This is a genomic window from Emticicia sp. GW821-FHT11C11, assembly GCF_058808615.1.
Map to the genome: position 1 here is coordinate 126,921 of NZ_JBXARV010000002.1, position 15,995 is coordinate 142,915.

7 protein-coding genes are annotated in these 15,995 nt (G+C 41.4%); 1 reads left to right on the forward strand and 6 read right to left on the reverse strand.

The window, feature by feature from the left end:
* Positions 1–55: 55 nt before the first annotated feature.
* Positions 56–2,449: an ABC transporter permease gene (locus AC1RRY_RS10500; RefSeq protein ID WP_492821086.1), complete on the reverse strand. Its 2,394-nt coding sequence runs from the start codon at positions 2,447–2,449 to the stop codon at positions 56–58.
* A gap of 375 nt (positions 2,450–2,824) precedes the next feature.
* On the opposite strand from AC1RRY_RS10500, the gene AC1RRY_RS10505 reads away from it, so the two are divergent.
* Positions 2,825–3,334, forward strand: coding sequence for an META domain-containing protein (locus AC1RRY_RS10505; protein ID WP_492821084.1), 510 nt, complete (start codon positions 2,825–2,827; stop codon positions 3,332–3,334).
* A 68-nt stretch (positions 3,335–3,402) separates the two neighbouring features.
* On the opposite strand, the gene AC1RRY_RS10510 is transcribed toward AC1RRY_RS10505, so the two are convergent.
* From AC1RRY_RS10510 to AC1RRY_RS10530, 5 genes are all read right to left on the reverse strand, one after another.
* Positions 3,403–5,796, reverse strand: coding sequence for an ABC transporter permease (locus tag AC1RRY_RS10510; RefSeq protein WP_492821082.1), 2,394 nt, complete (start codon positions 5,794–5,796; stop codon positions 3,403–3,405).
* A gap of 132 nt (positions 5,797–5,928) precedes the next feature.
* Positions 5,929–8,295 carry an ABC transporter permease gene (locus AC1RRY_RS10515; RefSeq protein WP_492821080.1) on the reverse strand — a complete coding sequence of 789 codons (2,367 nt, stop codon included), beginning with the start codon at positions 8,293–8,295 and terminating at the stop codon, positions 5,929–5,931.
* Between the two features lie 75 nt (positions 8,296–8,370).
* Positions 8,371–10,770, reverse strand: a complete 2,400-nt coding sequence (locus AC1RRY_RS10520) for an ABC transporter permease (protein ID WP_492821078.1) — start codon at positions 10,768–10,770, stop codon at positions 8,371–8,373.
* 74 nt (positions 10,771–10,844) lie between these two features.
* On the reverse strand, positions 10,845–13,268 hold the full coding sequence (locus AC1RRY_RS10525; protein ID WP_492821076.1) for an ABC transporter permease: 2,424 nt from the start codon (positions 13,266–13,268) through the stop codon (positions 10,845–10,847).
* A gap of 241 nt (positions 13,269–13,509) precedes the next feature.
* The gene (locus AC1RRY_RS10530; protein ID WP_492821074.1) at positions 13,510–15,933 is read right to left on the reverse strand and encodes an ABC transporter permease; all 2,424 of its coding nucleotides are present in this window, start codon (positions 15,931–15,933) and stop codon (positions 13,510–13,512) included.
* Positions 15,934–15,995: the final 62 nt, after the last annotated feature.

A 15,995-nucleotide genomic window follows, 5' to 3' on the forward strand; every position in this document is an offset into this window, starting at 1 on the left:
GGGTAAGAGCCTAGGGAAGAAAAACCTCTGCCCCATGCCCTTTGCCCTCTGCAATTTATTCAGATTTTAACGACTTCACCGGGTTCATCAATGCGGCTTTAACCACCTGATAACCTACTGTCAGCGCTGCTACCACAAATGTGGATATAATGGCTAAGATAAATACTTCAACCTCAATATTGATATGAAACTTAAAGTCTTGCAGCCAACTGCTCATTAACCACCAGGCAAATGGTGCGGCAATAATGAACGCTACCAGAATAAGACCCGAAAACTCTTTTCCGAATATCCAGATAATCTGAGGGATTGTGCCACCCAATACTTTTCTGATGCCAATCTCTTTGGTTTTCTGCGACACCATGAACGCAACCATACCATACAGCCCCAGACAGCCAATGAAAATGGCGATTCCCGAAAATGCCTGTATCAATTTCAGCATCACGTTTTCTGTTTCATAAAACTCGGCGATGGTTTCATCCAGAAACTGATATTCATAAATCTGGTCAGGATGTGCTTTCGTCCATATCTTTTCTACAGTGGCTAATGTTGACTGCGCATTGGCCATATTCAATTTAATGCCAAAAGTTTCATAATTCGGAGCTATTTCAGCAATACAAACCGGGTTAATTTCTTCATGAAAAGATTTGTCATGAAAATCTTTTATTACACCCACAATAGGGCCAGTCATCCTACCATTATTCATTGATATGGTTTTGCCGATTACGTCCTGCGGAGACCTAAGGTTCAGTTTACGAATAAACGTTTCATTCACCAGACATTCTCTCATGCTATCAGCAGGAAATACGTTTCTGCCTGCCAGTAATTCTAACCCAAAGGTCGGCACGTATTGATCATCGGCTGATTTAATATTTACTCTGAATACCTCATCTTCTGCCCTGTTATCAAATCTAATAGAGGTACTCCAACCTGCATTAGAAGCAGGCGGTTTGAAAAATATAGATACTTTTTCTACACCATTAATGACAGCAAACTGATTCTGTAAGGTTTTTTGTGTACTTAAGTTTGAACCCGATCCTACTGGAACCATTACTATGGCATCTTTCTTAAAGCCTAAGTCTGATTGTTGTGCATATCTCATCTGATTAGCAATAATAACCATGCCTATAATCAAGACCTGCGAAATAGCGAACTGGGTAATAATTAAAGTACGTCGTGTGTTAAAACCACCAATGTTTTGTTGTGATAGTTTTCCTTTTAGAGCGAGAACAGGCTGGAATCCGGCCAGAATAAGGCCAGGGTAAGAACCGGAAAAGAATGTAACTACTACAATTAATAAACCTGTGAAGAGTGCCAGATACACATCATTAAAAAAATTGATGCTGATCTGAGAATTAAACCATGAGTTAACATAAGGCAAAGCTAAAAAAGCTAAAGTTGAAGCAACTATTGCCCCCAATATGGTAATGATGCCGGTTTCTGCAATAAACTGCCAGAAAAGTTGTAATCTTAAACTGCCCAGTACTTTTCTTACACCTACTTCTTTCGAACGTTTTAGTGCCTGTGCCGTGGCCAGATTAACGAAGTTTACACAGGCAGTAATTATCAGGAACAAACCAATGAACGACAGCACCCATAGATTTTTCTTATCCATTGGCCCGTCGTATCGGGCATCAAAATGCATTTCGGCCAATGGCTGGAATTTATAATGGTGTACGTTTTTAGCAGTTGGGCGATATTTTTTTACATAAGCAGGCATCACCTTCTCTACCTGTGCCGGAGAAATACCCGGGCGTAGTAGTACAAAGCATTGCATTTGGCTTGAAATACCTCCCCATGAGTCATCGCTGGCAGACCATTCGTTAAAAGATTTTAGCGTAGGATATGAGGCATAAATTTCCGTTCTTCTGTCGGTATTGGCCGGTAAATCTTTAAGCAACCCTGTAACTTTAAACTCAACGCGGTTATCGAGCTTAAAGGTTTTGTTGATAGGGTTCTCATCACCAAAATATTTTTTAGCAGCTCTTTCGGTCATGATAGCCGTATTAGGCTCGCTTAAAACAGTTTTTTTGTCACCCTGTAAAAGTGGATAATTAAAGATGTCGAAAAACTCGGGCTCTGTAAAAGCTATGCCTTCTTCATCCTTAAATTTCTTGATTTCATTGCCTTGTTTTACGGTAATGAGTTGTTCATCAAAAGTACAGATGCGTGCCACTTTCTCGCCGAAAGTATAGTCATTTCTGAATGCCTTGCCCAGTGGATTAGGTACGCTGAAAGTATAACTAATATTATCGCGATGTTGCTCAGTAACGATGCGATAAATACGGTCAGAGTTTTGATGGAAATTATCGAAACTCAGGTGGTGCTTTACTAAAGCAAAAATAAGGATTCCACAACTTATGCTCAAAGCCAGCCCCATGATATTGATGGATGCATAAACCTTGTTTCTTTGCAGATTCCTTATTGCTATTTTCAGATAGTTTTTAAACATAGCTTTTTCATAATTTCATAATTATACTTTATAAATAACCAAAGCCATGCCAAAAACACAATTTACTAATAATCAACAACTTAAACCAAAACACAAGTAAATATTCTGTCCGATTTCGGACGAATTTAGTACGCTCACGGACAAGTGTTTTTGTGCACAATTTCGTCGGTTGTTTACGGCTTTCTTTGTTCATTCATCAAAATATGCATTGTAACATACTTTTTCATAATGCACGATTGTTTTGTGAGATAAATCTTTGTACTAAATTACATCCGCTTTTGCGCAACTGCCTGACTATCAGAAAATTTCCTGAAAGCATTCCAACCATTATCAAGATTGTAGGGTCTTTAAAATATTACCTTAAATCTATTCTTTATGAAAAAACTAATGCTATTATTGGGATTCATGGCTGTGGTGATGTCATGCGAAAAAACAGCGGAAGATATGTCGGCAAAAGACTTGCCCGGCAATCTGAGCACCAATCCGGATAACCCATATGCACCTACCTCAAGCAAAGACTCTCTGAATCCACGTGCAAAGACAGCCTATTACTTTGAAGGCTATCAGGTAAGTAAAACGGCCGGATCAGAAAAACTGGGTATGGATATTGCCAAAGCGCCTGATAACCCCGCACAACTATATGTGAGTGGCTATAGCTTTGTGAATATGTTCGGTGCCACATACACTTATGACGAAAAAACAGGAACTATCAAAAACAAGGAACTGATAACCACCGAAATGGCCGGTCCTGATGCAGCCAACAAAGCAGAAACAGAATATTATAAGAATCTTCAGGAGGCAACCCGGATTATTATTGACGAAAAGCAGATAAAAATACTGGTTGGTACCCCCACAAAAGAAGTGCTGATTTATAAGAAAAGATAAGGTCTGAAATTGAATTAAAAAAGGCAATGGTGGTTTCCATTGCCTTTTTGTTTGTCTTATTTTTTGCACTACTCGCTCTTCAACGATTTCACCGGATTCATCAAAGCTGCTCTGATGGCCTGACCTCCTACCGTCAGAAGTGCAACCGCAATAGTCACTGCTGCAGTTATTATAAAAATATAAGCACTGATAGAAATACGATACGGATAGTTTTCAAGCCATTTCTGCGCCGCAAAAAATGCCAGAGGAAAAGCAAAAATGAACGAAAAACTCACCAGTTTAAGGAAGTCAGAAGATAGTAATTGTACGATACTGCTTACTGAAGCACCCAATACTTTACGTATGCCAATTTCTTTGGTACGTTTCTCTGCCGACAAGGTGGCTAGACCAAACAAACCGATGCAGGAAATAAATATGGTTAACGCAGCACCAAACAACATAATCTGTTTCCATTTTGCTTCTGACTCATAGTTTTTCAGATTTACTTCCTCCATAAACTTGAAGTCATACGAATTAATAGGGAAAAGCTTTTTGAACGTTTTCTCTATATGTTTCAAGCTGGCTGTTTCTGAACCGGGCTTGATTTTAATGTATACACGCCCATACATATTGCCGGGTTTCATGGTAAACAGCTGCGGACCAATTTCCTGACTCAGAGAATTAAAGTGGTGGTTTTTCACGACCCCTATTACAGTATACTTCTGGTCGTTGTACCAGAAATTCACTTCCCGCCCAATCGGATTCTTCCATCCTGCTTTTTTCACAAATGCTTCATTTACAATAACCGATTTTGTCGAATCAGAAGGGAAATCAGGAGAGAAATTGCGGCCTTCTAATACAGGTATTTTCATCAAAGGCAAGAAAACCGGGTTAACCGTTTCATAGGCAAAATCTATTTGCGTATCTCCGTTCACTTTTGCCACAGTTCCCCATGAGCCTGCATTTTTAGGGGCTACCTCAACAATATTGGGTTCTTTTCTCAATTCATTGACAAACAACTGCGACTGGCTGTGGGTCATCCGCCACTTGTCAACCATTATCAGGTTTTTGTCATCATAACCTAATTCTTTGGTTGTCAGGTAGTTAAATTGAGAATAGATGGTCATGGTAGCAATAATCAGAAATGAAGCCAGACTAAACTGAACCACCACTAATGTTTTCTGCAGGTAGTTTTTACCTGTCAGGTTGAACCGGCTATACAGGGTCTTTACGGGGTCATAACCTGACAACACAAGCGCTGGATAAAAACCCGCCAGCAGGCTTGTAATTACAAAAAGCACTACATAAGCAGCAATCAGCCTGATGTCGAACAGATACGAAAACGCCAGAGCCTTGTTCGACAACTGGTTGAAAGTTGGCAGTACACTCTGCACAATTACTACCGCCAACACAAAGGCTATCAGGCATAACATAGACGACTCACCCAGAAACTGAAATATCAATTGTTTTCTTTCACCGCCTACAACCTTTCTTATACCAATTTCTTTCGCACGTTTCAACGAGCGAGCCACTGTGAGATTAATAAAATTGATACAGGCAATTAATAAAATGAAGATGGCAATCCCCGTCAGTATATACGAGAATGTCGGATTGCTGGCATCCGTTAAACCATTCTGCGCCGTAAAATTTGTGCTCAAGTGCATATCTGTCAACGGCTGAAGCGTATATCTGGCCTTTTCTTTCACATCATAGTCTTTCAGCATCTTTGTGATGGTTTCCTTTGCATCTGCTTCATAGACTCTTTTCATTTTGGCTTCGGCGGCTATCTCACCCGCATTGGGTTGAAGCACCACGAATGTATTCAGAAAGAAATTAAACCAGTTTTCATTATTCTGGTACTCTTCTTTTCCGACAATCATAGGCAATAGGAAATCAAACTTAATAGAAGAGTTCTGCGGGGCTTTCATTGCCACTCCGGTTATCTCGTATGGTACCAGTTTATCATCTTCCACAAAATCAATTGTCTTGCCCAATACATCAGTACGCTTGAACAATTTCTCAGCCATTTCGTCTGAAAGTATAATCGTCTTAGGGTTTTTCAATGCTGTTTTGGCATTTCCACTCAGCAATGGGAAAGAAAACACAGAAAAGAAATTGGAGTCCGCCTCAAGCATCCCATATCCTTTGATTTCATTGCCCTGGCGGATATTGCTGAAATTACTTCTCAAACGTACAAACGACTGAATTTCTGGCACACCTTCTTTAAACTTAGGACCCTGAAAATATCCTGTTGTTCCGTCCGCCTGTTTAACACTGCCATCAGGATTAATCCACTCGGTAGTAACCCGGTAGATGCTAGTATGATTGGCATGGAAGCGATCATAGCTCACTTCATCTTTAGTATAAAGCATGATGAGCATAGCCGCAGCAAGACCTATGCTGAGCCCGGCTACGTTAATAAAACTGTAAACCTTATTGCGAAAAAGGTTACGAATTGCGATTTTTAAGTAATTCTTTAACATAATGCCCCCAGCCCCTAAAGGGGAGTTAAAAGTGAATAATAATTTATTTAATAGCCCACAATCCGTAAAAAGTAGAACGGTAATAGTTGTTCCACCTTTTTTTAGTTCCCCTTTAGGGGTTAGGGGCGCAATTTACTCCGATTTCAACGATTTCACCGGATTCACTAATGCTGCTTTAATGGCCTGATAACTGATCGTCATGATGGCTATCAGAATGGCTACGGCACCGGTGACAGCAAATATCCACCACTCAATAGACACACGATAGGCGAAATCCTGTAGCCATTGTGCCATGAAATAATAGGCAACAGGAATAGCCACCACAAGAGACATGAAAACCAGTTTCACAAAATCAAGAGAAAGCAAGGTAGTGATACTGAATACAGAGGCACCCAGCACTTTTCTGATGCCAATCTCTTTGGTGCGTTGTCTGATTGAAAAAGTAGCCAGACTAAACAAACCCAGGCAAGAGATAAAAACGGCCAGTGTTGCAAAAGTCTTGGTCAGGTTGCCTATTAATTCTTCACGCTCATAAAAACTTGCGACGTCTTCGTTGAAAAATGTATATTCAAAAACATGTTCAGGATATAAGCGCTCCCACAATCCGGCTATTGTCTGCACAGTAGACTGATCAAGCGATTTTAGCTGAATAGCCACTTTTCGATAATGCACTCTTGACGAAAAGATAACGGTCGGTTCAATGCCCGAATAAAGGTCTGTATTATTAAAATCGGCTACTACGCCCACTATGGTTCCGGTTTTGCCCAGGTCACCTACCAGCAATTTCCTGTTCAGGATTTCTTCCGCTGATTTCAAACCTAAATCTTTCACCAGTTTCTGATTAACAAGTAACTCCCGGAGGGTATCAGACGCCACAGGTTTACGGCCGCTTACCAGTTTAATACCATAGGTATCAATGTAGGCTTCGTCAGCTATTTTAGATCTTGCCACAAATTTCTCCCAATCTCTGTTTTCATACCTAATGCTCCCCCCGCTACTGGTTTGAGACGTAGGTGCCGTGCGGTAGAAAGATACATGTGCAACATTTGCCTGTTGCTGTAATTGATTTTTAAGGGTTTGTAGTTTACCGGTTTCAGTATCCGGCACACTCACTTGCAGAATCAGGTCTTTTCTCAGGCCAAGGTCTTTGTTCTTCAGGTAGTCGAGCTGCAAAACAACCAGAATAGAAACAGCAATCAATACACAAGCAATGCCGAATTGAGCTACAACCAGCCCTTTACGAAGTGTGAATTTTCTAGGTAAATCGGTGATATTCTTCAATGCCTTCAAAGGCTGAAAATTGGCAATAATCAAAGACGGATAAAACCCTGCCAGAAAAACAACGGCTACCAGCAAAAGAGCCATGAAACTCAAGAGTGTTGCATCAGAGAAAAGACTGATACTGATAGGAGTAGCGAGCCATTGCGCAAGAAAAGGAGCAGCCAGATAGGCAATAACAGCAGCCAGTATGCCTGACAATAACGCTACCACTGCGGTTTCGCTGATAAACTGCCAGAAAATCTGCGCCTGCGAGCTTCCCAGGGTTTTTCTTACTCCAACTTCCTTATAGCGTTTGAACGACTGAGCTGTTGAGAGGTTAATAAAGTTAATGCAGGCAATGATTACCATCAATATACCGATACCCATCAGCAAATTGACGGTCGATTTCTTGATTTTCCCACCGTAATCAATATTAAAATGAATATCGGATAAATCCTGCAGGTGGTATCTGAATATCTCGCTGTCGGCTCCGTAATACCTTTTCGAAAAGGCGGGCATCTGGCTTTCAAACTTATCCTTTAAATCTTTAGAGCGCAGCAACACAAAAGTTTCTCTGCCGCTGTCAATCCAACCCCAGTCTTCGTAACCATACTCCGGTACCAATGTTTTTAAGGTGGGCAGCGAAACAAAAATATCAGTTTTGAAATCGGTATTGGCCGGATAATCTTTCAATATACCTGCTACTACTACTTCCTGTTTATTTTCCAGCTTGACAGACCTGCCGATTGGGACAGCATTGCCAAAGAATTTCCTTGCGTAGCTTTCCGTCAAAACCACCTGATTAGGGCTATCCAACACCTTTGGGCTACCCGCTTTCCACTCATAATCGAATATTTTAAAGTAATCGGCATTCGTAAATGCTGCCGATTCTTTCTCTGAGTATTTACGAACCTCCTTATCTGTAACTATGGCAATAGTAAGGGGCTTGTGCGCTAGATAAGTAGTGCGCTCAATGGCGGGATACTCCTTCGGCCAGGTTTGATGCAAGAGATACGCACTTCCCTTCCCTCTCTCCACACTACCATCTTCCAGATGCAGGTCTACCACTGCCCTGTAGATCCTCTCTGCATTTTTATGATAGGCATCTACGCCTGAATGGTATTTCACCAGCTGAAAAACCAGTATTCCTCCGGCCATGCCCAAGGCCAGACCGAAAACATTCAGAAAGGTGAAGAGCCTGTTCCGGCTTAATACACGGAGTGTAAATTTCAGTTTCATGTTTTTGCATAGGGCAGAGGGCACCGCGCAAGGGGCAAAAAACCTCTGCCCTATGGCTCTATGCCCTCTGCTATTTTATTCAGTTTTTAACGATTTCACAGGGTTTGTCAGTGCGGCTCTGAGGGCCTGATAGCTTACGGTAAGCAATGCTATGAAAACAGCAATGAAGCCGGTTATTGCAAATACCCACCATTCAATAGTTACCTGATAGGCAAAGTTTTTCAACCAGCTACTCATAAAATAATAAGCTACCGGACTGGCTATTAGCACCGCTACCAATATCAGTTTCAAGAAGTCATTCGATAACAAGGCTGTCAGACCTGCCACCGAGGCACCCAATACTTTTCTGATACCTATCTCTTTAGTACGTTGCTCTGCCGTAAAAGCGGCCAGCCCAAACAGACCCAGACAGGCAATAAGAATAGCCAGACCTGAAAATACAAACACCACATTGGCAGTTTGGGTCTCGGCTTTGTAAAGTGTGTTCAGAAACTGGTCGAGGAACTGGTACTCAAAAGCAGAGGTCGGAATGCTCTTCTTAAAAGCCACCTCCAGCTGTTTCATGGTTTGTTCTAAATCAGACGTATTAATTTTTACCAGTAAATATGGTCTCGATTCAGTGTCATTATTATGAAAAACATAAGAGCCTATAGGCTGATGGAACGATTCATAGTGGAAATCGCGCACCACACCCACTATTTCAGCCTTGCGGTTCCAGAACAAATCATCTGAAAACTTACCGATTGCTTCCTGAGGTGTTTTGTAGCCCAGTAGTTTTGTCGTGGTTTCATTGACCACCATCTGCACGGTAGTATCTTTTTCACCTTTGATAAGCGGCAGTGTTTTACCCGCCAGAAATTTCAGGTCTAGTACTTTCGCAAAATCACCATTTACACGATTGGTGCGCACAAAGAATGATTCCTTAGGGTTATTGGCTTTGCTCATTGAACGACCACTACCGCCAAAGCCCGGATAAGCCTGTGCTCTTGTGGCTTCAATTACATTGCTTAAACCTTTATAATTGTTTATTAAAGCATCAATCTGTTCTTTATTCTCGGCAGCAGATGTCATCACCGCTACTACCTGCTCCGGATTATACCCCAGTTTTTTATTCTGAATAAACCGCAGTTGCTGGAAAAATATGAAGGTGCAGATAATCAGAATAATAGAGGCTGAAAACTGAATCACGACAAGCGACTGGCGGAATAATCCGGCTCCTGTTTTTCTACTGACAGAGGTCTGCAACAGGCTTTTCGGAGCAAAAGAAGACAGGTAAAAGGCCGGGTAAGATCCTGAAATAAATGTAACAAGGCTATATACGGCTAACAGACCCAGGCCTACCTCTGGTGTAAATACATCTTTGACAGATAAGGCTTTGTCGGCCAGTTGATTAAAAAAGGGCAGCATTAATATCAGAATTGCCAGACCCAGCACTAAAGCCAGAAAAACTGTCAGCAAGGTTTCTGTATAAAAACGGCTGATTAACTGGCCGTTGGTAGCACCTATGGTTTTGTTAATCCCCACTTCCTTGAATCGCTTCTGCGACCGTGCTGTGGCCAGATTCATATAATTAATGCACGCAATAATCAATACAACCAGCGCCAGAATCAATAGTATTTTTACCTGTCCGGCATCGCCTACACGTTTTGTATTTGTATTGGTAATGTCAGCAGAATTGAGGTGAATATCGGTAAGCGGTTGCAGCCAAAGGCTAAACCAGCGGTCTTCTTTTTTGGGGATGTTTTTTTCCAGAATGGCCGTCATTTGCGTCTCAATCTTTTGCTGGCTGGTATTAGGTCTCAACAACAAATAGGTTTCATAGCTGGAATTGCTCCATACCAGGTTTTTCGAAGCCCATTCCACACTGTTAAATGAACCCATCAAATCGGCATCCAATGTAAAGTTATGAGGCAAATCTTCATACACACCGGTTACTTCCATTGAGTATTTACTCCCTACTTTCACAATTTTCCCGAGCGGGTTTTCATCTCCAAAATACTTTCTGGCTGTTGATTGGCTCAGCACTATTTTATTGGGGTCTTGTAAAGCCACCTTCGGGTTACCCTGTAACAACTTTATATCGAAAATATCGAAGATAGTACCATCTACCCAGTAGAGCTTTTTTTCGGCAAATTTCTTCTCGCCCAGATTTACAAAGGCCGTTTGTCCATAATCATTCAGCAAAATACGGGCTTGCTGTACCACTTCGGGCACTTCGTTTTTCAGGGTGGGTCCTACCACATTCGGTGCATTGGCCCATTTCTCACTTTTGCTGTCGAAAGTAGCAGTTACGCCTATCCGGTAAATGTCTTTGGCGTTTGAATGATATTTATCAAAAGATAATTCATCTTTTACATACAGCATCAACAAGAGTGACACTGTCAAACCTAACGCTAGCCCTAATAAATTGAGAGCAGTAAAGAGCTTGCTTTTCAATAAGCTTCTCCATGCGATTTTTAAGTAATTTTTTAGCATTTTTTTTGTGCTTATGGCAAAGGTGTAAGGGCATGGGGCAAAAGCTCTGCCCTTCGCCCCATGCCCTCTACAATTTATTCAGATTTGAGTGACTTCACGGGATTCATCAACGCTGCCGAAATAGCCTGATAGCTAACTGTTGCTACAGCAATCAGTATGGCTAACAGCCCGGCAGCCGGGAAAACCCACCATTCAATATCAACGCGGTATGCAAAATCTTTCAACCAGCTATTCATAGCAAACCAGGCAATTGGCGAAGCAATCAGAATAGAAATTACTACCAACATAATAAAATCTTTTGAAAGTAAAGTGGTAATGCTTCCTATCGAAGCACCTAATACCTTGCGTACACCTATTTCCTTGCGACGCTGCTCGGCCATAAAGGCTGCCAGTGCAAATAAACCCAGACAAGAAATAAAGATGGAAATACCCGCAAAAATCATGAATAATGACCTTTGCTTTTGCTCGGCCTGATATTGCTTATTGAACTGTTCATCTAAGAACTGGTAGCTGAATAGAGCATCAGGCATGTAAGCTTTAAATGTTTTTTCAATATCAGCAATTGATTGCTGGAAATCTCCGGCAGCTAATTTGATTGAAAGCCACTGATTCTTCCCTTTACCGACACTCAGTACTATAGGAGCTATTTTCTGATGCATAGACTCGAAATGAAAATCTTTGACAACCCCTACTATTCTACCTTTCTTATCTCCATATTCAAATATTTGATCAATGGCCTCTGTATTGTTTTTCCAGCCAATTGCTTTTACAGCTGTCTCGTTCAGAATATAGGCGGCTGAATCATCTGATTTGAAATCTTCTGAAAAACCTCTACCTGCCACTACTTTTATTTCATAAGTCGATAAGAAATCATAGTCAACCCCGAGTGCTTTTATTACAGCAGTAGTAGGAGTCAAAGAATCTCCCTTTTCCACTTTTGCCCCTTGAAAATCACGCAAACGATCTGTAGGCGTTCTGGAAGAAGTACTTACATTTTTCACCCCCGCCTGACGTTTCAACTCTTGTTTGAAACCCGCAAAATCAAACGAAGCATTTTTATCATTCTTCATCACAATAACCTGGTCTTTTTTATATCCGGCATCCTCCGTGAGCATGAAACTCAATTGTTTATAGACAATAACCGTACTGATTATCAGGACACAGGCTATTGAAAACTGCATCACTACTAAGGTCTGACGTAGCCGACCATTCTTCATGGCATTTTTTATTTTCCCTTTCAAAACCTCTACCGGCTGAAAAGCCGTCAGGAAAAAGGCAGGGTAGCTACCTGCTAAAATGCCTGTAAAGAAGATGACACCCAGGATCACTAAAATAAATTGAACATCCAGTAAACTACCGAATGTCAAAGATTTATTGGCGAAATCATTTAATACCGGAATCAGTAAAACAATGGCCGTCAATGCAATAACCAAAGAGACCATAGTGAGTAGCAACGATTCACTTAGAAACTGTCCTATCAGCTGTGAGCGCAGAGCCCCTACTACTTTACGAAGACCTACTTCTTTGGCTCTGCCTGCCGAACGAGCCGTGGCTAAATTCATGTAATTGATGCAGGCAATCAGCAATATAAAAAAGGCAATAGCTGAGAAAATATACACAGACTTGATGTCACCATTCGCTTCATGCTCTGAATCTAAGTGTGAATGTAAGTGTATATCTGTCAGTTTCTGGAAAGTCAGGTCTGTCCACTGAGACCCTTTGCCACCAGGTATATGTTCATCCAGGAAAGATTTTACCCGACTTTCTATCTTTGATATATCATATCCTTTAGGCATCAGCAAATAGGTAGCGAAGGCATTACCACCCCAATCATTCTCCATTCCTTCCTTACCAAAAATCCTGTTATCATTTAGTGTATTCATTGATAAAAGGAAATTAGCATGAAAATGCGATTGGTTTGGTATTGGCTCAAATACGCCCGAAACTGTTAATTCATATTTATTATCTATTTTCAACAGCTTACCTACAGGGTTTTCATTACCAAAATACTTTTCAGCCATTGGCTTAGAGAGAACAACTGTAAATGGATTTTCTAAAGCCAAGTCAGGGTTTCCCGAAAGTAGATTAATTGAGAATACTTTGAATACATTTGCATCAGCAAAAAACATATTCGGCTCCTGATATTTTTTTTCAGGGCTTTCCGGTCGGTTTAATACATTAAATACGTAGGTTGCATCAAACAATCGGGTAGCCTGTTCTATCTCTGAAAAATCGTTTTTGAAATGCCGCAAAAAAGGAGGGGCCAGGTGTCCTAAATGTAGGCTCACCGCACCATCATTTGATTTAAAAATACGGGTAACGCGGTAAATACGGTCAGCATCTTTGTTGAATCGGTCGTAACTCAATTCATCTTTTACATACAAACCAATCAACAAAAAGCAGGTTAGCCCAATGGCTAATCCGGCGATATTGATAAAAGTAAAGCCTTTTTGCTTTCTCAGGCTTCTAAAAGCAATTTTCAAGTAATTGCGTATCATAATTTTAGGTAGATGGGGAAAGGAAAACGGAGACAGGAGAAGGGGAATAAATTCCATTTTCCATTCTCCTGTTTCCACGTTCCTCTCTCATTGGTTTATGTTTTTAATGGTATCTTTTACAATTACATAGATGCAATAAATACGCTACGAGTTGCAGAAAACCGTACATTTCCAAAGCGACAGGCAGTTTTCTCTAAACATTTCCTTACTTCTTTTTTTGCTCCCCTTTAGGGGCCGGGGGTTACTCCGACTTCAAGCTTTTTACCGGATTCATCAGCGCTGCTGAAATGGCCTGATAACTCACTGTAAGTATTGCAATCACAATAGCCAGCAGACCGGCAACGGGGAAAATCCACCAGTCAATGTTTACTTTATACGCAAAGTCTGTCAGCCAGTTGGTCATGGCATACCAGGCTATCGGTGACGCAATAAGAATGGATATCACGACAGGCTTGATAAAATCTTTCGATAACAGCGAAGTAATACTGCTTATTGAAGCACCCAATACCTTACGGACACCAATCTCCTTTCTGCGCTGCTCGGCCATAAAGGCGGCCAATGCAAATAAGCCCAGACAAGAAATAAAGATGGAAAGCCCGGCAAAAATCATAAATAGCGACCGTTGCTTTTGCTCTGCTTCATATTGTTTATTAAATCGTTCGTCTAAAAACTGGTAGCTGAAAGGCGTATTCGGCATGTAAGTCTTCCAGGTTTTTTCTACACTTGCAATGGTACTCTGGAAATCTCCCGCCGACATCTTGACAGACAGCCAGCTTCTCCAGCCTTTATTAATGAACATCACCATCGGTACGATTTTCTGATGCAAAGACTCAAAATGAAAATCTTTCACCACACCTATTACCCTTCCTTTTTTTCCGCCATATTCAAAAGTTTCATCAATGGCATCGGCATTGTTCTTCCAACCGATTGATTTCACCGCTGCTTCGTTCAGAATATAGGCTGTTGAGTCGTCAGACTTAAATTCTCTGGATAAGTCCCTTCCTGCTACCAGTGGTATTTCGTAGGTTGACAGAAAGTCGTGATCAACAGAGAGCGCCTTTATTTCAGTACTGGTTGGTGCCAAAGAATCTCCCTTGGCTACCTTTGCTCCCTGAGAATCAAGCAAACGGCCTGTCGGTGTTCGTGACGAATGGCTTACGTTCCTCACACCTGCCTGGCGTTTCAGTTCCTGCTTAAAGCTTTCAAAATCAACTGAGCTATCATTGCCCACGCGCATCACAATCACCTGGTCTTTCTTATAACCGGTATCCTGATGCATCATAAAACTCAATTGTTTATAAATAATACCTGTGCTGATAATCAGAATGCAGGCAATGGAAAACTGCATTACCACCAATACCTGACGCAGACGGCCATTCCGCATAGCATTTTTTATCTTTCCTTTCAATACTTCTACCGGCTGAAAAGCCGTCAGGAAGAAGGCAGGGTAACTTCCGGCCAACACACCCGTAAAAAAGATAATGCCTATAATTAAGGCTATAAACTGAATATTAAGCAGGCTGCCAAAAGTTAAGGTTTTACCAGTGAAATCATTCAGGACAGGTATCAACAGCACTGTTGCAATAAGCGCAATGGTTAAGGAAAATAAAGTAAGTAACAACGACTCACTCAAAAACTGCGCAATCAATTGAGAACGCACTGCCCCTACCACTTTGCGCAAACCTACCTCTTTGGCTCTGCCCGCCGAGCGCGCTGTAGCCAGGTTCATATAGTTAATACAGGCAATGAGCAGAATGAAGAACGCAATGGCCGAAAAGGTATACACGTATTTGATGTTACCGTTCGCTTCATGCTCCGAATCAAGGTGAGAATACAAATGTATGTCGGTCAGTTTCTGGAAAGTCAGATCAGAATACTGAGAGCCCTTTCTTCCATCATACGCCGGCAGGTGCTGGTCAAGAAAAGGTTTGATTCTCTTTTCGATATTGACGATGTCGTACCCTTTCGGCAACAGAAAATAAGTAGCGAAATTGTTGCCGCCCCAATCACTATTCATGTTGTCTTTGCCATAAAAACGTTCATCATTCAGCGTACTCATCGACATCAGAAAATCTGCATGAAAATGCGACTGCGTTGGTAGCGGTTCAAATACGCCTGAGACAGTAAAATCATGTTTACCGTCTATTTTCAACAGTTTACCTATAGGGTCTTCATTGCTGAAATATTTCTCAGCCATAGGTTTCGATATGGCTATGGTAAGCGGATTAGCCAACACCTTATCAGCATTGCCTGATAGCAGGTTAATTGAAAATACCTTCAGCAGATTGGCCTCAGCAAAGTACATGCGTTGCTCCTGGTATTTCTTCTCGGTATTATCCGAACGGTTGATTACTGCATTGGCGCCGAATAATCTGGTGATTTGTTCTGCCTGCGAGAAATCGTTTTCGAAATGCTGCATAAATGCCGGGGCTACGTGTCCCAGATGCAGACTTACGGTACCATCGTTCGATTTGAAAATTCGGGTAACGCGATAAATGCGGTCAGCATTTTTGTTGAATCGGTCGTAGGCCAGTTCATCTTTCACATACAAACCAATCAACAAAAAACAGGTAAGCCCAATGGCCAGCCCGGCAATGTTAATAAAAGTGAAGCCTTTTTGCTTCGTCAGATTTCTAAATGCGATTTTTAAGTAATTGCGTATCATAATGCGCCCCTAACCCCTAAAGGGGAATTAAAGTTAAAAGATATATATGTTATCGCCCTCAA